Consider the following 18,454-nt stretch of genomic DNA (forward strand, 5'->3'; position numbering starts at 1 on the left):
CGAATGGACTCCGGCAAAGATACTGGTGAGTTGGCCTAAACCGCAGCGGCCATTCGGCGGAGTACCCAGGTCCGGACCAGGCCCGCGCTGACTCCGGAGAGTGCCAAAACTGCCACCAGAACTGGCCAGTCCAACCCGTTCGTGTGGTTGCCGCCAGTACCGGGCAACGCCTCAGCATTACCGGCGTTCTGGATCGTGCGGTCGCCGCCCGCCGATCCGTCCGGGTTGGCAACGCCGTACTGCGGCGCGTAACCCGGGATCTGGCTGCCGTACCGCAGCGACGGCGACGGGCTGAACAGTCCGGCCATCGCCATCGGGATGCCGCTGTAATCGCGCATCGGCGCGTATCCGGTGTTGTAGCCGTACGACAAATCGCTGAAATTCGGCAGGAAGGCCGAGAACGGCGCGGCCCCGCCGCCGCTGTAATCGCCGAGCACCGGACTGGTCGAGCCCGGCATCTGGGACTGCTGGTCCGGCGAGCCGCCGCCCTGCTGCGGGCTGCCGCCATTGCCTCCGGACGGCGGTTGCTGCGGGCTTTGGCCCGGGTTCTGCTGGCTCGGCTGGCTGCCGCTGACGGCCTGGCCCGCCGCGGCGACGCCCTGCTGGAGGCTGTTCGTGCCGCCCGCGACCGCGCCGTTGACCGCGCTCGCGGCGGGCGCGCCGACCACCGGGACCGGCGCGACGACGGTGTTGACCACGTTCACCGTGACCTGGCAGACCGTGCCGAGCACCGCGTTGATGGTGCCGGTGAGCACCCCGGAGGTCTGGCCGACGACACCGAGGTCGATCGGGAGGCCGAGCAGCGGAGTGGTCGCCTGGACGTGGTCGCCCGGGTGAGCGGTGATGGTGGAACCGCAGGGTGTCGTCAGGGTGCTCGCGGACGCGGCGCCGGGGGCGGCGAGCGCGGCCGAGCCCGCCAGGACGAAAGCGGCGGCGCCCACCGCGGTGGCCCTCCGTGCCCGGTGCTGCTGCATGGCCGTCGACCCTTTCGTCGCGTCCGTTATCACTGCCTCGCTGTGGACAACGACGGTAACGAAGACGAGTAACGCCCGCCTCCCCTCCGAGGTCAGGCATTCGGGTGGAAGCGGGCGCTACTCAGCGTCAGATGGGTAAGAGAGTCAGGCGGGCTTGCGGCGCAGCCACGCGCGCACCAGCGCGGCGGCGACCATCGCGAGCGCCAGCACGGCGATCAGCAGCGGCAGCCGTGCGGGCGGGTTGGCCGCGGGCAGTGCCTCGGCGGTGCCGGACTTCTTCGCGTCGACCGTCGGCACCTGGCCCTGCTGGGGCAGTTGGCCGGGCACGACCTGGGTGACGATCGGGGCCTGTACGAAACTCGCCGGGAGCATCGCGGCCCCGGTGAAGATGCCGGACACCGCGTCGAGGCCGGACAGTCCGCCGCCGGAGGTCACCGGGCCGAGCGTGTCGCCGCCGGGGACGGGCTGGCCCGGACCGCCGGGGCCCGGAGCCGGGGACGGCGGGTGGGGCGTCGGGTTCGGCGGCTGGGGAGTCGGCTGCGGGCTCGGAATCGGGGTGCCGGGCAGCCCGCCGACCAGTTCCTGAGTCGCGTTGCCGACGCCGTTCGCCGCGTTCTGCGCCGTTGGGCATAGCGTCTTCGCGGCCAGTTCTCCAGCTGCCGGGGCTTCGCCGACGCCCAGAGTCCGGACGGTGTCGCCGACGGGAAGGGTGAGCAGCGTGTTGTTGCCGTCGGTCTGCTTCGCCTTCGAATCGAGGCCGACGGTGAGCCGGTTCGGCGCGTTGAGCGGAGCGCCCGCGTCGAGGGCGAGGCCGTTGCCGTCCTTGCCGTTCTGCAGGGTGGCTTGGCAGTCGCCGTTCAGCGTCGGGTTCGGGTCCGCGGAGGCGGATGCGGGAAAGGCCAGAACCGCCGACAGCAGTGGCGCCGCGAGCGCGACTCCGAGTGCGACCGTCCGCCCAGCGCGTTTCCGCATGCCTTTCCTCCCCCGACCGGATCACGGAACGCGCTCACGGTACTCCACGAGCGTCACCACCAGGGGCGGAAGGGGGCGACTCGTTCGGGGGTAGCGTCAAGACATGCAGATTGGCGCCCATGTCCGCGACGACGATCCGCTGGCCGCCGTCGCCGAGCGAGAAGCCGACGTCGTCCAGTTCTTCCTCTCCGACCCGCAGGGGTGGAAGGCACCGAAACCGCATCCGCACGGCGAGGAGATCAAGGCCTCCCCGGTCGAGGTGTTCATCCACGCGCCGTACCTGATCAACGTCGCGTCCAAGAACAACAGGATCCGCATCCCGTCCCGCAAGAACGTCACCCAGCACGCCGACGGGGCCGCCGCGATCGGCGCGAAGGGCCTGATCGTGCACGGCGGGCACGTCGGCGCGAGCGACGACATCGAGGAAGGCTTGGTCAACTGGCGCAAGCTTTTCGAGCGCGAAGCGGAAAAGGGCGGCTTCGCGGTGCCGATCCTGATCGAGAACACCGCGGGCGGCGACAACGCGATGACCCGCGAACTCGACGTGATCGCCCGGCTGTGGGACAAGGTCGGCGAGTTCGGCGCGGGCTTCTGCCTCGACACCTGCCACGCCTACGCGGCCGGCTGGGATCTCGAGACCGCGGTGGAGAAGGTCAAGGCCATCACCGGCCGGATCGACCTGGTGCACTGCAACAACTCCCGGGACGAGCACGGTTCCAACCGCGACCGGCACGCGTCGGTGGTCGACGGCGACGGGACGATCGACCCGGAACTGCTCGCCGAGGTCGTGCGGCAGGCGGGAGCGCCGGTGGTCGTCGAGACGCCGGGCGAAGGCCAGGCCGCCGACATCGCGTACCTGCGCAAACAGCTCGCCTGAGGTCCGTGAAGGACTCCTTGGGGGAACCAGATTCCCGGAAGGAGTCCTTCACGGATCACGAGACTGGCTGCTCGGTGCGGGACCGGCGGAAGGACGCGAAGGTGACCTTGTCGCGGGCCCGCTCCAGCACGCCGCCCGCCGGGTCGTCGTCGCCGGAGAGCCGGACCAGATCGGTGCGCGGCCGGTAGATCTCGCGGAGCACCAGCACGCACAGCCCGACCACCGCCAGGTCGCGGATGACCACCCCGCCGAGGAACCAGCCCGCCGGCAGTCCTTTGTGGTCGACGCCGAGGTAATAGAACATCCGGGGCGCCCACACCGCCGCGTCGATGACCATCCAGGCCAGCAGCGGCCGCCAGCGCGGGATCGCGAGCACCGCCAGCGGGACGAGCCACAGCGAGTACTGCGGGCTCCACACCTTGTTGGTCAGCAGGAACGCCGCCACGACAAGGAAAGCCAGCTGCCCGAACCGCGGCCGCCGCGGCGCGGTGAGCGCGACGTACGCGATTCCCGCGAAGCAGGCCAAGAACAGCACCGCCACCACGATGTTGAGCACGGTCGGCGTCTGTCCTTTTTGGAGCACGCCGTCGAAGCCGACCCATCCGGTGGCGTAGGAGACCACGTTGTAGAGCGAATCCGGGTCCATCGGGCGCAGCGTGTTGAGCCGGAAGAACTCCCACCAGCCGCGCGGTGCGGCCACGATGAACGGGACGTTCACCACCAGCCAGGCCAGCACGGTGAACGCCGCGGTCTGGCTCCACGCGCGCAGTTTCCCGGCGCGCAGGCACAGCAGGAACAGCACGCCGAGCAGGAGCAACGGGTACAGCTTGGTCGCGATGCCGAGTCCGAAGAGGACTCCGGCGACCTCCGGGCGTTTTCGCGACCACGCCAGGATCCCGGCGGCGGTGGCCGCGGTGGCGAGAGCGTCGAAGTTCGTAAAAGTGTGGACCAGCACCAGCGGCGAAATGGCGACGAGCACCGCGTCCCACGGCCTGCGTTTCGTCGTCCGTCCGGTGGCCCACACGGTGACCAGCCAGGCGAGCGCGAGCCAGAACGCGGAGATGTTGAAGTAGATCGCCACCGGCAGCGCGCCGGGAAGCCAGCCCGCGTTCGCGACCGACGTCCAGCCCGCGGCGAGTTTCGCGTTGATCCACTGGAACAGGCCGGTGACCACCGGGTACTCCATGTAACGGGTCTGGTTCTCCGCGGTCTGCGAATCCTCCTGCCACGACGTGACATAGGGGAAGGTGCGCGCGTCGTCGAGCTTTTCCGAGCTGTAGAGCGGGACGATGTCGGAGTAGCACATGGCGACGAACGGGCGGCCGGCGCGCCAGTCGAGCTGGTGCACGCCGTTCGAGTCGCTGTACTGCTGAATGCACGACGCCTTGCCGAACCAGCACACCACCAGCGCGAGCACGGCCATCGCGAGCCCGACGCGCTGCGGCGACCAGAACCACTGCCTGCCCACCGCCGCGTGCGCGCCGATCGGACCGCCGATGGGTCTCGTCGCCGCGGCCACCAGCGGGTCGTGCCGGCTGGGGGCGATTCGCTCCGCCGGGGTGAGCGTGCGGGGAGCCGAATCCGGCTCGTCGGCGGGGTCGGAGGCGCGGGACACGTCGGGATGCTATCGGTCCGCGGGTGGGGTGCCGGTCATTTCGGATCCTCGTAAAACCCGGCAAGCACCTCGAAAGCGGCGCCGAGGGCCACGGCCTCCTCGTCGAGGTCGCTCAGTTCGACGTCGATGCGCTGCCAGTACGGCACCGGCAGCAGGTCTCGCAGCTGCTGCGAGACCGTCTCGCGGTAGACCTCGGGCGCGGCGCGGATGGTCCGTCCGAACAGGACGATCCGTTCGAGATCGAGCACCTGCACCAGGTCGGCTAGCCCGATGCCGAGCAGGCGGGCGGCGTCGTGCGGGGTGCCCGCGGCGCGGTGCATGACCTCGACGCAGCCGCGGCGTCCGCACGCGCAGCGCGGTCCGGCGTAGGCGATGGTGGTGTGGCCGAACTCACCCGCGTTGGTGCGCGGGCCTCGATAGACGCGTCCGTCGATCAGCAGGCCGACGCCGATTCCGGTCCCGACGAGCACGACGGCGGTCGCCGCCGCGGTTTCTTCCGGCCAGGCGTGCGCGAAGGCGGCCGAGTTGGTGTTTTTGTCCAGCGTGACCGGCAGACCGGTGCGTTCGGCGAGCAGATCGCGCAGCGGGACGTCGTGCCAGCCGGGCATGTTCGTGGCGTCGCGGACGCGGCCCGCGCGGTGGTCGAGCGGTCCCACCGCGCCGACACCGAGCCCGAGCACCCGTGCCGGATCGACGTCGGCGACCAGTTTGCGCGCCCCGTCGGCGATCGCGGTCACCGCGGTCTCCGGAGCGAAGCCGACCGGCAGCGGGCCTTCCACGATCTCCTCGACCTCGCCGGTCAGGCCGGTGCGCAGCACGAGAAACCCGTCCCGATCGAGTTGCGCGCCGAGTGCGCAGCGGGCTTCCGCGCGCAGCCGCAGCATCGTGCGCGGTTTGCCGACTCCGGCCGCGGCCTGGCGTTCGACGTCCAGCAGTCCTTCCGGCAGCAGGTCGGACACGATTTTCGACACCGCCTGCTGGGTGAGCCCGGACCGCTGCGCCAGCTCGACCCGGCTCAGCCCGCCGGCGCGCAGGATGTGCCCGAGCAGCAGCGCGCGGTTGTGGCGTCGCAGCCCGCGCAGGTTGACGCCGGTCTCCGCCATCGGCCGATCATCGCGGACGGGTGGCCTATTACGCAACAGTGTTGTTTAATAGCGGCCATGGCTGATGACGCGCGGGTCGGCATTCTCGGATACGGGATCGGCGGCCGGATTTTCCACGCGCCGCTGGTCGCGGCGACGCCTGGCCTGGTCCCGGCCGTGCTGGTGACCGCGAATCCGGAACGGGCCGCGCAGGCGCGTGCGGAACATCCGGACGCCGAAGTAGTCCCGGACGCGGATGCGCTTTTCGCCCGTGCGGGTGAGCTCGACCTGGTCGTGGTGACCACGCCGAACCGCACGCACGTGCCGCTCGCCCTCCGCGCGATCGAGGCCGGGATTCCGGTGGTCGTGGACAAGCCGTTCGCGCCGACCTCGGCCGAAGCGCAGCAGGTCGTCGACGCGGCGAAGGCCAAGGGCGTCGGCGTCACGGTGTTCCAGAACCGCCGCTGGGATTCGGATTTCCGCACCGTCGGCAAGGTGCTCGAATCCGGTCGCCTCGGCAACGTCTTCCGCTTCGAATCCCGCTACGACCGCTGGGTGCCGAAGATCAAGGACAACTGGCGCGAGTTCGGCGATCCGGCCGAGGCCGGTGGTCTGCTTTACGACCTCGGCGCGCACATCGTCGACCAGGCGCTGCAGCTTTTCGGTCCGGTCGCCCAGGTTTACGCGGAGGTCGACCGCCGCCGCCCCGGCGCGGCGGTGGACGACGACGTGTTCGTGGCCCTGCACCACGCGAACGGCGTGCGGTCGCACCTGTGGTCGTCCGCGCTCGCCGGCACTCGCAACCCGCGCTTCCGCGTGCTCGGCGACCAGGCGACGTTCACCAAATACGGCCTCGACGTCCAGGAACCGCAGATCAAGGCCGGTCTCCGCCCCGGCGACGACGGCTGGGGCGTGGAGCCGGAAAGCGACGCCGGCTTGCTCGGGGTGAATGACGACACCGAAGCGGTGCCGACCGAAACCGGTTGCTACGAAGCGTTTTACGCCCAGGTCCGGGACGCGCTGCGCGGCGAGGCGGATTTCCCGGTGGACCCGGCGAGCGCGGTCGAAGCGTTGCGCGTGATCGAAGCCGCGCACCGCTCGGGTGCCGAAGGCCGCGTGATCACCCTCGGCGGCTGACACCGCCCCCTGAACGGCCGTGGCCGCGACGGCCTCCCCCCACCGTCGCGGCCACGGCCTTTTTCGTCACTGCGGCGGCGGGGATTCGCCCGTCGACGGACCACCGGTCGGCGGGTTGTGCGACGACGGCTTGCCCGACGGCCAGTGCGGAAGCCCGCTCGGCCAATGCGGCTGGCTGGGTCCGCCGGTGATCGGACCGCCGTGCTCGTTCCCGTTGCCGGGGTCCGGTTCGTTGCCGTTGGTCTGCGTCGGCGGCTGTTGCTCGTCGCCCGCACTCTGGTCCTGCGACGGCGGCGGGGCCTGGACGCCGATCAGCGACACCTGGTCGAACTTCTCGCCCGGCTTGCCCTTCAAGTAGGCGTCGAGGAACTTCTGCCACATCGGGCCCGCGATCGTCGAACCGTAGATCGGCGACGTGCCCGAGCCGTGCAGCGCCTGGTCGCCGTCCGCGCCGACCCACGCGGCGACCGAGACCGACGGCGTGTAGCCGACCATCCAGGTCTGCGCGTTCGCGTTCGCCGCCCACGCCGGCTCGCCCGGCCGCGGCGTGTGCTGCTGGGTACCGGTCTTGCCCGCGCAATCGTGGCCGGACGGGCACTTCAGGTGCGAGAAGTCGATCACCGGGCCCAGCGCCATGGTCACGTTGCCGGCGATCTGCTTGCTCTTGTCCGCGTCGCTGTCGAACGCCGGTTTGCCCGGGCTCGGCTGCGCCTCGTAGGCGACCTCGTTCTGCGAGTTGGTCACCTTCTGCACGAAGTGCCGGTCGCGCTGGACGCCGTTGGCCGCGAACGTCGCGTACGCGCTGGCCATGTCCGCGGGCGTGATCCGGGTGTTCCCGCCGCCGAGCGCGATGTTGGCGTCCGCGGTGGAGATCTCCGACTTGCCGCCGTTGTCCTTGGTCTTGACGCCCGCATCCTGGGCGGCCTGCCCGACCGGACCTGGATGCGTCTGGTTCAGCACCATGTCGTAGAAGACCGTGTTGGCCGACCGTTTCATCGCTTCGGCGACGGTGCACTGCCCGTCGCAGCTGGAGCTCGGGCCCGCGTTGCGCACCTTGCGGCCGTCGAAAACCCGGTTGTTGCTGCCGTCGAAGGTCTCGTTGATCCCCTTGCCCATCTTGAGGAACGCGGTGAGGTCGAACGCCTTCATCGACGAACCGGGGTTCTGCGGCGTGTTCGCCCAGTCGCGAGCGCCCTGCTTCTTCCCGTTCACGTCGATGGTCGCCGGCCCGCCGTAGTACGCGAGCACCCCGCCGGTCTTCGGGTCGACCGCCACCAGCGAATCGAGCAGCCGGTCGTCCGACTGGTCCTTCAGCGCGTCGGTCGCCACCTGGGTCGCGATCTCCTGGGCGTGCTTGTCGATGGTCGTCTGGATCGTGTAGCCGCCGGAGTAGTACTTGTCGTCCCCGATGCCGTGCTGCCCCAGCTCGGCCTTGGCCTGTTCGCTGATGAACTTGTACGGGGCGTTCGCGTCGTCCTTCGACTCCGCCAGCGGGATCACGTCCGGGAACTGTGCCGATTGCCGCTGCTGCGGGGTGATGTACTTGTTCGCGAGCATCCGGTCGAGCGCGGTGGTCCAGCGGCTCTGCGCCACCTTCGGGTTTTCCGAACGGCCCGGCTGCTGGATCAGCCCGGCCAGCAGCGCGGCCTCCGAGTAGTCCAGTTTCGAGACGTCCTTGTGGAAGAAGGCCTGCGACGCCGCGCCGACGCCGTACGCCCCGCGCCCGAAGTAAATGATGTTCAGGTACGCGGTGATGATGTCCTGTTTCTCGTACGTCTGGTTCATCTTGAAGGACTTCGCCAGCTCGGTCCATTTACGGGTGAGCGTGGGGGCGTCGTTGTCGGTGGCCTTCTTGATGTACTGCTGCGAGATCGTGGACCCGCCGCCGGTGCCGCCGGTGAGGTTGTTGAACACCGCGCGCAGCAGGCCGGTGACGTCGAAGCCGGAGTTGGTCTCGAACGTCGAGTCCTCGGTCGCGATCACCGCGTGCTTCACCACGTCCGGGATCTGCTGCGAGGTGAGGATCTGCCGGTTCCCGCCGGGGGGCACGTCCTTGCCCATCGGGCTGCCGTCGGCGTAGAGGTAGGTGACAGCCTGGTTCTGGCCCTGCGCCACGCTCTGCGGCGAGGGCACGTCGACCAGGAAATAGGTGATCACGAAAGCGATCGCCGGGATCACGATGAAGAGGCCGACGAACGCGTACGCGCTGCGCCGGATGATCTTCCAGCGTCTTTTCTTGCGCTGGGCGGGGGTGCGGCCCTTCTTGTCCAGGTCTTCCGGCGGATAGCCGTCGTCCGGAGCGAGCGGTCCCTCGTCGCGGTAACCGGCGTCCCGGTAGCCGGGGTCGCGGTAGTCGTCCTCGGCGATCCGGTGGGTCATCAGCTCCGGCTCGCGCTGCGGCGGCGGAACCGGGCGACGGCCGGGCGGCGGCGGACGGCGGCCCGGCGGCGGAGAACCCGCCGGACCCCCCGGGCGGGCCGGACCGGCTGCGGGCGGCTGCGGGCCGCGGGCCCACGGCGGCGGCCCGGGCTGGGCGGGAGGTGGTTGACGCCGCGGGTCGGGTTCCCGGTCGGGCCAGGAGCGGCTGCGGTCGTCGTTCACTGCGGATCCTCTTCTCGGACACGGGCAGCCTGCGGACGCAGAAGGCCCTCTGGTGACCAGACGCGGCAACCCCGGTCGAGGTTCACTCTCCTGGCCGATCCCCTTCCCGGGGGAGGAGACCGTCGGTGAACCTACCGCACCCCCAGGCGGGTGGTACCGGCGAAAAGAGGCTCCTCTCCGGGGTGGAGAGGAGCCTCTTCGAAGGGTCGGGCGCGGATCAGCCGGTGCGCCTCGGCGGTTCGCCGTTCACCACGGGACCGCCGCCGCTGCCGGGGTTGCCGCCGTCGGTGCCGCCGCCGAAGATGCCGCCCGGACGGGTCGGGCTGGTCGTCGTCGAGGACGGCGGATGCGACGAGGTGGACGGCGGCGGCTCCGAAGACGAGGACGTCGTGGGAGGCGGCGGCGGTTGCTCGCTCGACGTCTGGCGCGGCGGCGGGGCCGTCTTGCTCGACGTCACGACCTCGTCCGCGTCCTTGCCGATCGGATCGACCTTGTCGAACTTCTCGCTCGGCTTGTCCTTCAAGTAGTTCGTGAGGAAGTCCTGCCACGCCGGGCCCGCGATCGTCTTGCCGAAGATCGGGTTCCCGTCCTGGTCGTGCAGCGGCTTGTTGCCGTCGCCGCCGATCCAGACCGCGGCCGACACCGACGGCGTGTACCCGACCATCCAGGTCTGGGCGTTGCGGTCCTTGTACGAACTCGGGTCGCCGTCCTGCGGGTCGTACTGCTGGGTACCGGTCTTGCCCGCGCACTCGTGGCCGCTCGGGCACTTCAGGTGCGATTCGGCGATGACCGGACCGAGCGCGTCGGTGACGTTCCCGGCGATCTGCTTGCTCTTGTCCGCGTTGTCGTCGAACGCGGGTTTCGCCTGCCCGGCCGTGTCGTCGAAGATGACCTCGTCCTGGGAGTTCGTGAGCTTCGCGACGAAATGCTGATCGCGCCGGACACCGCCGGAGGCGAACGACGAGTAGCCGGCGGCCATGTCCTCCGGGGTGACCACGGTGGCGCCACCGCCGAGGGCGATGTTGGCGTCGCTCGTACCGAGCTTGGCCTTGCCCTTCGGCGCGGCCTGCACGCCCGCTTCCTTCGCGGCTTCCGCGACCCGGGCGGGCTTCGTCCAGTTCAGCACCATGTCGTAGAACACGGTGTTCGCCGAAACCTCCATGGCCTTTTTGACCGTGCACTGAGGACCGCAACTGGCGCTTTCGCCCGCGTTGCGGACCACGCGGCCGCCGAGCTCCCGGTTGTTGGTGCCGTCGAAGACTTCGCCGAGGCCCTTGCCCATTTTGAGCCAGGCGGTGAGGTCGTAAGCCTTCATCGACGAACCGGGGTTCTGCGGGGTGTTCGCCCAGTCCGTGGCGAGCACGTCCTTGCCCGCGCTGTTCTTCACCGTGGTCGGCCCGCCGTAATAGGCGAGCACGCCCCCGGTTCTCGGGTCGACGGCGACCAGCGCTCCCCGGAGGTTCTCGTCGGTCTGGCCCTGCATGTTGTCCTGGACGGACTGCACGGCGATCTTCTGCGCGTTCGGGTCGATCGTCGTGTAGATCTTCGCGCCGGTGGAGTACAGCTTGTCCTCGTCGTAGCCCTTGTCCTTGAGCTCGTCGAGAATGCGCTGCTGGATGAAGTAGTCCAGCGTGCCGGCGTCTTCCTTTTTCTGCGCGTCGCGCGGGATCATCGTGGGAAGCTGCGCGGCCTTGCGGTCGGCGGGCGAAAGCCAGTGGTTGGCGACCATCTGGTCCATCACGTAGCTCCACCGCTTCTGCACGTACGCGGTGTCGCGGTCGCGGCTCGGGCCCTGGATCATCCCGGCGAGCAGCGCCGCCTCGGAAGCGTTGAGATCCTTGACGTCCTTGCCGAAGTACGCCTTCGACGCGGCGGCGATGCCGTTCGCGCCGCGGCCGAAGAAGACGATGTTCAGGTAGCCGGTGATGATGTCCGATTTGGACGTCTCGTTGTTCAGCTTGAACGACTTCGCCAGCTCGGTCCATTTCCGCGTCAGCGTCGGGGCGTCGTTCTTGGTCGCCTGCTTGATGTACTGCTGCGAAATGGTCGAACCGCCGCCGGTGCCGCCGGTCGCCTGGTTGAAGACCGACCGCAGGATCGCCATCACGTTGAAGCCGGAGTTGGTCTCGAAGCTCGCGTCCTCGGCCGAGTAGACGGCGTGCTTGACGACCTCGGGGATCTGGTTGGGCTGCAGCAGTTCGCGGTTGCCGCCCTGCGGGACCACTTTGCCCATCACCGATTTGTCGCCGTAGTAGAAGGTGATCGGCTGGCTCTGCTTCGCGAGCACGTCCTGCGGCGACGGCACGTCGACCAGGAAGTAAGTGATCACGAACGCGATCGCGGGCACCACGACGAACAGGCCGAACATCGCGTACAGCACGCGCCGGACGATCTTCCACCGGCGTTTGCGGCGCTGCATCGGCGAGAGCGGCATCTTGTTCTTCTTGCCGTCCTCCTCGCCTTCCGGCTCGTCCTCGAAGTCCGCGTCGTCCGAGTACTGGGCGAGGCGGGTTTCCTCGTCGTACGGGTCGTGGTCGTCGTACCGGTCGTCGTAAGGCGCGTAGCCGTTGTGCGCGGCGTGCGTGATCAGGTCCGGTTCGCGGTCGGTCTCCGGATAGGACGGCGGAGGCGGAGGCGGCGGGACCCGGCGGCCCTGCGGCGGACGTCCGCCCGGCGGCGGCTGCCGGAAACCCTGGGTGCCGTTCCCGGCGGGACCGCCGTTCGGACCGCCATTAGGACCGCCGTTGGGCCCGGGACGTCCGACCGGGGGCTGACGACGCGGCGGGGGCGCGCCCTGTCCGTCGAGGATCTGAGACGCGCGGGTGGCCGAACCGCGATCCTGCGGTGCCGGGCCTTGCGGCGGGCGGCCCTGCGGAGCGCGGTTCAGCGGAGGCCGCTGCGGACGGCGCGGCTCGTCGGCGGCGGGCCACTGCGGAGCGCCTTCGTCGCCGCTCGGCCATTCCGGACCGGCTTCGGCTCGCGGGGCGCGCGGCGGGCGCGGACCGCCCGCGGGAGGACGGCGGGGCGGCGCGGGGCGCCGGGGGGCGTCATCGGCGGGCCAGGCGGGACCGGGGTCCTCCTGCGGGCGCCGGGCACGGCGAGGTGCATCTGGCTCCTGGCTCGGCCAGGAGCGGTTGCGGTCGTCGTTCACGAATGGGCCTCCGAGGGCTGTACTGCCGGCGCCGTCGTCCGGGACGGACAGCGGCGCGCCGCCCTGCGTTCTGCAGCGGTTGTGGTACTCGTCACTGCCCGGCAGTCCTTCGCGGCCGGGTCGGCTGGGGCTCTCCCGTGCCGAGGACATAGGACAGGACCAGATGGTTCCAATGGCACGTCCGGCACACCTCTACGTCATAGACCGTGAACTCCCCGAAAATCCCCGACATCCGGGTCAGTTCGGCGGGGGTGCGTGCCGATCCCGAGACGTGCTTGAGCTCGTCGCCGTACACCCAGGAGACGAGGTGCAGCGGCGCCCGGCGGCACATCGGACAGGCCCGGTCCTCGGGCCTGCCGTGGAATTTCGCCGCGCGGAGCAGGTACGGGCTCGCGTCGCAGACCTCGTGGTCTCCGACGCGTCCGGAGCGGACGCCGGCCAGCAGCGCACGGCGCTGCAAGGCGTAATCCACAACCTGCCGCTGGTTTCGCACGAGGACAGAGTACGGGCTCTTTCTGTGTCCGCGGTGCCCCCTGCTTTCCCGCACCCACGGCGACCGTTCGGACACGCCGAAAGAGCGATAACGCTCTGATCACGGATCGCCGGGCGCGCGCTGGTCGGGGGTTACTTCCGCCACTTCGATGTATCGGCGCGATATAATCGGCGAGTAGGTTGGCTGAGCCGGTCCCGGGTGATCAACGGTGCCGGCCGCGGCGTATTCCCGGAATGGGGTGTGGTGTGCTCGAACTCGCGATCCTCGGATTGCTGCACGAGGCGCCCATGCACGGGTACGTGCTGCGCAAACGTTTGCACGAGACGCTCGGGATGTTCCGGACGTTCTCATACGGCTCGCTGTACCCGACCTTGCGCCGGTTGCTGCGGGCCGGTTACCTCGTCGAGGAGTTCGACGAGGCGGACGACCGGGCGTGGTCCCGGCGCGGCCGCCGCGTCTACAAGCTCACCGCCGAGGGCAAGGAACGCTTCGCCGAACTGCTCGGCGACGCGGGACCGCAGACGTGGGACGACGAGGGATTCGGCGTCCACCTGGCGTTCTTCTCGCGGACACCGGCCGACGTCAGGATGCGAATCCTGGAAGGCCGCCGCCGCCGCGTCGAGGAGCGGCGCGAAGGCTTGCGGGACGCGCTGGCCAGGGCCGAGGAGAAGATCGACCGCTACACCCGCGAGCTGCACCGGCTGGGGCTGGAGTCGAGCGAGCGGGAGGTGCGCTGGCTCAACGAGCTGATCGCGCACGAACAAGCCGAGCAGCGCGGCCCGGAGCAGCCGGGACCGAGTTGAGCGGCGGCCGCAACGGGGCGGCAGACCTGCAGATGCAAGTGGATGAGATTGAAGGAGAAACCGGCATGGGCGAGAACCGCCGCGTTCGGGTGGCCATCGTGGGCGTCGGCAACTGCGCCTCGTCGCTGGTCCAGGGCGTGCAGTACTACCGCGACGCGGATCCCGGTACGCGCGTCCCCGGTTTGATGCACGTCCAGTTCGGCGACTACCACGTGCGCGACGTCGAGTTCGTCGCCGCGTTCGACGTCGACGCGAAGAAGGTCGGCAGGGATCTCTCGGAGGCGATCTCCGCCAGCGAGAACAACACGATCAAGATCGCCGACGTGCCGCCGCTCGGCGTCACCGTCCAGCGCGGGCACACCTACGACGGCCTCGGCCGCTTCTACCGCGAGACCATCGAGGAGTCCGACGAGGCACCCGTCGACGTGGTCGCCGCGCTGCGCGACGCGCAGGTCGACGTGCTCGTCTCCTACCTTCCGGTCGGCTCCGAAGAGGCCGACAAGTTCTACGCGCAGGCCGCGATCGACGCGGGCGTCGCGTTCGTCAACGCGCTGCCGGTGTTCATCGCCTCCGACCCGGAGTGGGCCAAGAAGTTCGAGGACGCGGGCGTCCCGATCGTCGGCGACGACATCAAGTCCCAGGTCGGCGCCACCATCACGCACCGCGTGCTGGCGAAGCTCTTCGAGGACCGCGGCGTGCAGCTCGACCGCACGATGCAGCTCAACGTGGGCGGGAACATGGACTTCCTGAACATGAAGGAGCTGGAGCGGCTCGAGTCGAAGAAGATCTCGAAGACCCAGTCGGTCACCTCGCAGGTGGACCGCGAGCTCGGCAAGGGCAATGTCCACATCGGACCGTCGGACTACGTGCAGTGGCTCGACGACCGCAAGTGGGCCTACGTCCGCCTCGAGGGCCGCGCGTTCGGCGACGTCCCGCTGAACCTGGAGTACAAGCTCGAGGTGTGGGACTCCCCCAACTCGGCGGGCATCATCATCGACGCGGTGCGCGCGGCGAAGATCGCCAAGGACCGCGGCATCGGCGGCCCGATCCTGTCCGCGTCGTCCTACTTCATGAAGTCGCCGCCGGAGCAGTACGACGACTCGACCGCCCGCGACGCGGTCGACGCCTTCATCCGCGGTGAACTGGAGCGCTGACCCGAGCCTGACTGTCCGTGAAGGGCTCCTTGAGGGAATCTGATTCCCTCAAGGAGCCCTTCACGGCGTCAGGGCCGGTCTGCGGTGACCAGTTCGGTTTTGGTCATCGCGTCGCCGAGCGGGTCGGGCAGCTGCTTGCCGTACTGGGCGGCGAGATCGCCCGCGCGGTCGACCGTCGTCCGCCAGCCTTGCCCGGCGAGCCAGTCGATCGGGTTCCGGCGCGGTTCGGTCGAAAGCACGTCGTTCACGTCGAGGCCGAGCCGTGCTCCGGCGGCCGACGACCGGATGGTGTCGAGGATGTCGGTGCTGCCGAGGTCGGGGATGTGTTCGAGGCCGATCCGGCTGCCCGGCGCGCTGCGGGCGTGCACGAGGTCGAACAGCAGTTCCTCCGCGGCCGCGGGCAGATACGGCAGCAGCCCTTCGGCGATCCACACCGACGGACGGGTGCGGTCGAACCCGGCGTTTTCCAGGGCGGCGGGCCAGTCCTCGCGCAGGTCGGCTCCGATCGGATGGCGGCGGCAGCGCGGGGCCGCGCCGAGTCCGTCCAGCACGTCCTGTTTGAACGCGAGCACTCGCGGCTGGTCCACCTCGTAGACGTCGCGGCCGGAGAGGTCCAGCCGGAAGGCGCGGGCGTCGAGCCCGGCGGCGAGGATCACCACCTGCGGCGCGTCCGTGCCGGTGACCACGTCGTCGAAGAACCGGGACCGCACCGCGAGGTACCCGGCCATCGCCATCCAGAGCGGATCGTCGAGCGGTTCGATCGGCATTGGCCGCGGCGGATTCGCGGCGCGGACGAACTCCGCCGCGTACGGGTCTTCGATCAGCGGATCCGGGGACACGGTGACGATCGCCCGGCCGGCCGCGACCCCGAGCGCGGTCAGTCCGACGCTGCTGACGATGTCCCAATCCTGGTCCGGTGCAGCCAATTCCCACCCCTCGAGCCGATCTTGTTGGCAGAGGTTCAGGATGGCACTGCGCGACGGGGCGGATACGGGCAGCGACCGTTTTGCGGTTATTTGCCGCTGTGGGCTGCGTCACTCAGCGAGTGCGGCAGGGCGGCGAGGTTCGGCAGCACCGTGGCCTTTCGCAGCACGGCCGGATCCGGCGGGAAATGCGGGTTCGGCACCGCGAACACCGTCATGTTCGCCGCGAACGCCGCGCGCAGGCCGTTCGTCGAGTCCTCCACCGCGGCGCAGCGGGAAGCTTCGACGCCCAGCAGCGTCGCCGCACGCAGGTAGACGTCCGGTTCGGGCTTGCCCGCGGCCACTTCCTCGCTCGACACCGCGACCGGGACCAGGGACGTCAAGTCGCACGCCGTCAGGAACGAGTGGATCAGCACCGGCGGCGACGAACTGGCGATCGCGACCGGCCAATGCCGGGAGATCTCGCGCACGACCTGGTCGGCGCCGTCGATGACCGGCGGGCGGTCGGCGTAGCGGGCCGCCATCTCGTCGATCACGACGCGCGCGATCTCGTCCGGGGCGAGCTGCGCGCCGAGGGTTTCCACCAGGTAGTTCGCCCATTCCGGCGTGCTCATCCCCTGCTGGGCGCGGGTCGCCTCCGGCCGCCAGGTCCCGCCGTGCTCGGCGACTACGGCTCGGCGCACCTCGTCCCACGTCGTTTCGGAGTCCACCAGTACGCCGTCGAGGTCGAAGATCACCGCATCCACTTGTCCAGCCTAGGGCTACTGGCCTGGACCACCTTGTGAGCCGAATTACTTCGCTACCCTAACTACTTTTTGTTAGCCTAGCTAAGTGACTTCCTCGACGGGTGATCTGGCGCAGCGGCTGCGGCCGGTGGTGTTCCGGCTGTACTACCTGGTGCGCCGCGAATCCGCGCAGCTGCTGACCCTGACCCAGGGGTCGGTGCTGTCGGAGCTGGTCGGCCGCGGGCCGAGCCGGATGAGCCGGCTCTCCCGTCTCGAGCGCGTGCGGATGCCGTCGATGACCGACGTCGTGCGCAGGCTCGAACGGCTCGGCATGGTGACCCGCCGTCCCGACCCGGCGGACGGGCGCGCCGTGCTCGTGGAGGCCACGCCGGAAGGCGAGCGGTTCTACGCCGAGATGATCGCGGGCCGGGAGGCTGAGCTGCGGGCGCGGCTCGACCGTCTCGACCCGGCCGAGCGCGCCGCCATCGACGCCGCGCTTCCCGCACTCACGAAGCTGATCGCCGACTTCCACCGTGACGATCCCGCCGCGGAACTCGCCGTACTGTCTGAAGGAGGAACTGATCCGCGATGAGCGCTGAGCACCACTCGAGCCTGCTGGACGCGGTCAAGGGCCAGCCCAAACAGGTGTGGATCACCGCGTTCGCCGCGGTCATCGCGTTCATGGGCATTGGCCTCGTCGACCCGATCCTGCTGTCCATCGCCAAGGGGCTGAACGCTTCGCCGTCCCAGGTCACGCTGCTGTTCACGTCGTATCTCGGCGTGCAGGTGATCGCGATGCTCTTCACCGGCGCGATGTCCGCCCGGTTCGGGGCCAAGCGGACCGTGCTGGTCGGGCTGACTCTGATCGTCGCCGCGACCGCGCTGTGTGCCGCCGCCGGTTCGATCGAGCAACTTGTCGGCCTGCGTGCGGTGTGGGGACTCGGCAACGCTTTCTTCATCGCCACCGCGCTGTCGGTGATCGTCGGCGCGGCGACCGGTGGCCAATCCGGCGCGATCCTGCTTTACGAAGCAGCGCTGGGGGTCGGGCTCGCGGTCGGTCCGCTGCTCGGCGCGCTGCTGGGCACGATCTCGTGGCGCGGTCCGTTCCTCGGCACCGCGGTGCTGATGATCGCCGCGCTGGTGCTGTGCTCGATCTTCCTGAAGAGCGACTCGCACGAGAAGCGGGAACCGATCAAGCTGCTCGACCCGATCCGCGCGCTGAAGCACCCTGGTCTGCTGCGCACGTCGGTCGCCTCGGCGCTGTACACCGCCGCGTTCTTCGCGGTGCTCGCCTGGTCCCCGTTCGTGCTCGGCTGGAACGCCATCGCCGTCGGCCTGATCTTCTGCGGCTGGGGCCTGTGCGTGGCGATCGCCGGCGTGGTGCTCGCCCCGAAGATGGCCGCCCGCTTCGGCGAACGGCACGCGGCGGCGCTGGCCGTGGTCGGCTACACCGTGCTGATGCTGGTGCTGGCCATCCCGAGCAAGCCGGTGGTGGTCGTCGGGATCATCCTGTCCGGCCTGGTCTCCGGCCTGCTGAACACGCTGTTCACCGGGACCGCGATGTCGATCAGCGACGCGCCGCGGCCGGTCGCGAGCGCGGGGTACAACTTCTGCCGCTGGTTCGGCGGCGCGATCGCGGCCACGCTCGTCGGCCACGTCGCCGAGTGGATGGGCTGGGAGCAGGGTCCGTTCCTGATCGCCGCGGTGCTGTGCCTGATCGCCGCTGTGCTCCTGTCGCAGCGCGAGAAGAAGGCCGACCCGCACACCGTGCCGAAGGAGGCCGCGCTCGTCGGCGACGAGGAGTTCTGAGCCTTATCGCAACGCTCGGCGATCGCCCCCGGACTGTCTGTTCGGGGCGATCGTCGTCTTTGAACGAATACACTCCCTGTTTACCTTTTAGTCCGATTCAGGGGGTTTTCGCCGCATACGGTCGCTGCGTTCCCACCG

15 protein-coding genes are annotated in these 18,454 nt (G+C 69.6%); 6 read left to right on the plus strand and 9 right to left on the minus strand.

Going from position 1 to position 18,454, the window contains the following annotated elements; translation table 11 throughout:
* Positions 1–35: 35 nt before the first annotated feature.
* Both ATK30_RS19165 and ATK30_RS19170 read right to left on the minus strand, forming a co-directional pair.
* Positions 36–974: a hypothetical protein gene (locus ATK30_RS19165; RefSeq protein WP_244194658.1), complete on the minus strand. Its 939-nt coding sequence runs from the start codon at positions 972–974 to the stop codon at positions 36–38.
* Positions 975–1,118: 144 nt separating this feature from the next.
* Positions 1,119–1,946 (minus strand): hypothetical protein, encoded by an 828-nt coding sequence (locus ATK30_RS19170; RefSeq protein ID WP_101436757.1) that lies wholly within the window; start codon positions 1,944–1,946, stop codon positions 1,119–1,121.
* A 103-nt stretch (positions 1,947–2,049) separates the two neighbouring features.
* Between ATK30_RS19170 and ATK30_RS19175 the strand changes: the two genes are divergently transcribed.
* Complete coding sequence (locus tag ATK30_RS19175) at positions 2,050–2,823, plus strand: deoxyribonuclease IV (protein ID WP_101436758.1); 774 nt, start codon at positions 2,050–2,052, stop codon at positions 2,821–2,823.
* Positions 2,824–2,878: 55 nt separating this feature from the next.
* Here the strand turns inward: ATK30_RS19175 and ATK30_RS19180 are convergent, their stop codons facing one another.
* A complete protein-coding gene (locus tag ATK30_RS19180; RefSeq protein WP_101436759.1) occupies positions 2,879–4,438 on the minus strand; it encodes a glycosyltransferase family 87 protein in 1,560 nt (519 codons plus the stop codon).
* A 35-nt stretch (positions 4,439–4,473) separates the two neighbouring features.
* On the minus strand, positions 4,474–5,541 hold the full coding sequence (locus tag ATK30_RS19185) for an ROK family transcriptional regulator (protein ID WP_101436760.1): 1,068 nt from the start codon (positions 5,539–5,541) through the stop codon (positions 4,474–4,476).
* Between the two features lie 57 nt (positions 5,542–5,598).
* Here ATK30_RS19185 and ATK30_RS19190 point away from each other — a divergent pair, with 57 nt between their 5' ends.
* Positions 5,599–6,657, plus strand: coding sequence for a Gfo/Idh/MocA family oxidoreductase (locus ATK30_RS19190; protein WP_101436761.1), 1,059 nt, complete (start codon positions 5,599–5,601; stop codon positions 6,655–6,657).
* A 66-nt stretch (positions 6,658–6,723) separates the two neighbouring features.
* On the opposite strand, the gene ATK30_RS19195 is transcribed toward ATK30_RS19190, so the two are convergent.
* From ATK30_RS19195 to ATK30_RS19205, 3 genes are all read right to left on the minus strand, one after another.
* Positions 6,724–9,036, minus strand: a complete 2,313-nt coding sequence (locus ATK30_RS19195) for a transglycosylase domain-containing protein (RefSeq protein ID WP_101436762.1) — start codon at positions 9,034–9,036, stop codon at positions 6,724–6,726.
* Positions 9,037–9,475: 439 nt separating this feature from the next.
* Positions 9,476–12,409: a transglycosylase domain-containing protein gene (locus tag ATK30_RS19200; RefSeq protein WP_208637371.1), complete on the minus strand. Its 2,934-nt coding sequence runs from the start codon at positions 12,407–12,409 to the stop codon at positions 9,476–9,478.
* Positions 12,410–12,500: 91 nt separating this feature from the next.
* On the minus strand, positions 12,501–12,902 hold the full coding sequence (locus ATK30_RS19205; protein WP_037809062.1) for a DUF5318 domain-containing protein: 402 nt from the start codon (positions 12,900–12,902) through the stop codon (positions 12,501–12,503).
* 245 nt (positions 12,903–13,147) lie between these two features.
* Between ATK30_RS19205 and ATK30_RS19210 the strand changes: the two genes are divergently transcribed.
* Both ATK30_RS19210 and ATK30_RS19215 read left to right on the plus strand, forming a co-directional pair.
* Positions 13,148–13,705 (plus strand): PadR family transcriptional regulator, encoded by a 558-nt coding sequence (locus ATK30_RS19210; RefSeq protein ID WP_037716279.1) that lies wholly within the window; start codon positions 13,148–13,150, stop codon positions 13,703–13,705.
* A 65-nt stretch (positions 13,706–13,770) separates the two neighbouring features.
* Positions 13,771–14,859 carry an inositol-3-phosphate synthase gene (locus ATK30_RS19215; protein WP_101436763.1) on the plus strand — a complete coding sequence of 363 codons (1,089 nt, stop codon included), beginning with the start codon at positions 13,771–13,773 and terminating at the stop codon, positions 14,857–14,859.
* A 68-nt stretch (positions 14,860–14,927) separates the two neighbouring features.
* On the opposite strand, the gene ATK30_RS19220 is transcribed toward ATK30_RS19215, so the two are convergent.
* Together ATK30_RS19220 and ATK30_RS19225 are read right to left on the minus strand one after the other, a co-directional pair.
* Positions 14,928–15,785, minus strand: coding sequence for an SAM-dependent methyltransferase (locus tag ATK30_RS19220; protein ID WP_101436764.1), 858 nt, complete (start codon positions 15,783–15,785; stop codon positions 14,928–14,930).
* Between the two features lie 86 nt (positions 15,786–15,871).
* Entirely contained in the window at positions 15,872–16,528 is a 657-nt protein-coding gene (locus ATK30_RS19225) for an HAD family hydrolase (RefSeq protein ID WP_101436765.1), read from the minus strand.
* A gap of 85 nt (positions 16,529–16,613) precedes the next feature.
* Here ATK30_RS19225 and ATK30_RS19230 point away from each other — a divergent pair, with 85 nt between their 5' ends.
* The gene (locus ATK30_RS19230) at positions 16,614–17,099 is read left to right on the plus strand and encodes a MarR family winged helix-turn-helix transcriptional regulator (RefSeq protein WP_101436766.1); all 486 of its coding nucleotides are present in this window, start codon (positions 16,614–16,616) and stop codon (positions 17,097–17,099) included.
* Positions 17,096–18,316, plus strand: coding sequence for an MFS transporter (locus ATK30_RS19235; RefSeq protein ID WP_101436767.1), 1,221 nt, complete (start codon positions 17,096–17,098; stop codon positions 18,314–18,316). Before ATK30_RS19230 ends, ATK30_RS19235 begins: the two co-directional genes overlap by 4 nt.
* Positions 18,317–18,454 lie beyond the last annotated feature (138 nt).

The organism is Amycolatopsis echigonensis (genome assembly GCF_002846615.1).
Lineage (GTDB): Bacteria > Actinomycetota > Actinomycetes > Mycobacteriales > Pseudonocardiaceae > Amycolatopsis > Amycolatopsis echigonensis.

Bases quoted from the DNA above. Each gene is read 5' to 3' on its own strand.
- ATK30_RS19165 (WP_244194658.1), bottom strand. From the start codon at position 974: ATGCAGCAGCACCGGGCACGGAGGGCCACCGCGGTGGGCGCCGCCGCT.
- ATK30_RS19170 (WP_101436757.1), bottom strand. From the start codon at position 1,946: ATGCGGAAACGCGCTGGGCGGACGGTCGCACTCGGAGTCGCGCTCGCG.
- ATK30_RS19175 (WP_101436758.1), top strand. From the start codon at position 2,050: ATGCAGATTGGCGCCCATGTCCGCGACGACGATCCGCTGGCCGCCGTC.
- ATK30_RS19185 (WP_101436760.1), bottom strand. From the start codon at position 5,541: ATGGCGGAGACCGGCGTCAACCTGCGCGGGCTGCGACGCCACAACCGC.
- ATK30_RS19190 (WP_101436761.1), top strand. From the start codon at position 5,599: ATGGCTGATGACGCGCGGGTCGGCATTCTCGGATACGGGATCGGCGGC.
- ATK30_RS19195 (WP_101436762.1), bottom strand. From the start codon at position 9,036: ATGACCCACCGGATCGCCGAGGACGACTACCGCGACCCCGGCTACCGG.
- ATK30_RS19215 (WP_101436763.1), top strand. From the start codon at position 13,771: ATGGGCGAGAACCGCCGCGTTCGGGTGGCCATCGTGGGCGTCGGCAAC.
- ATK30_RS19235 (WP_101436767.1), top strand. From the start codon at position 17,096: ATGAGCGCTGAGCACCACTCGAGCCTGCTGGACGCGGTCAAGGGCCAG.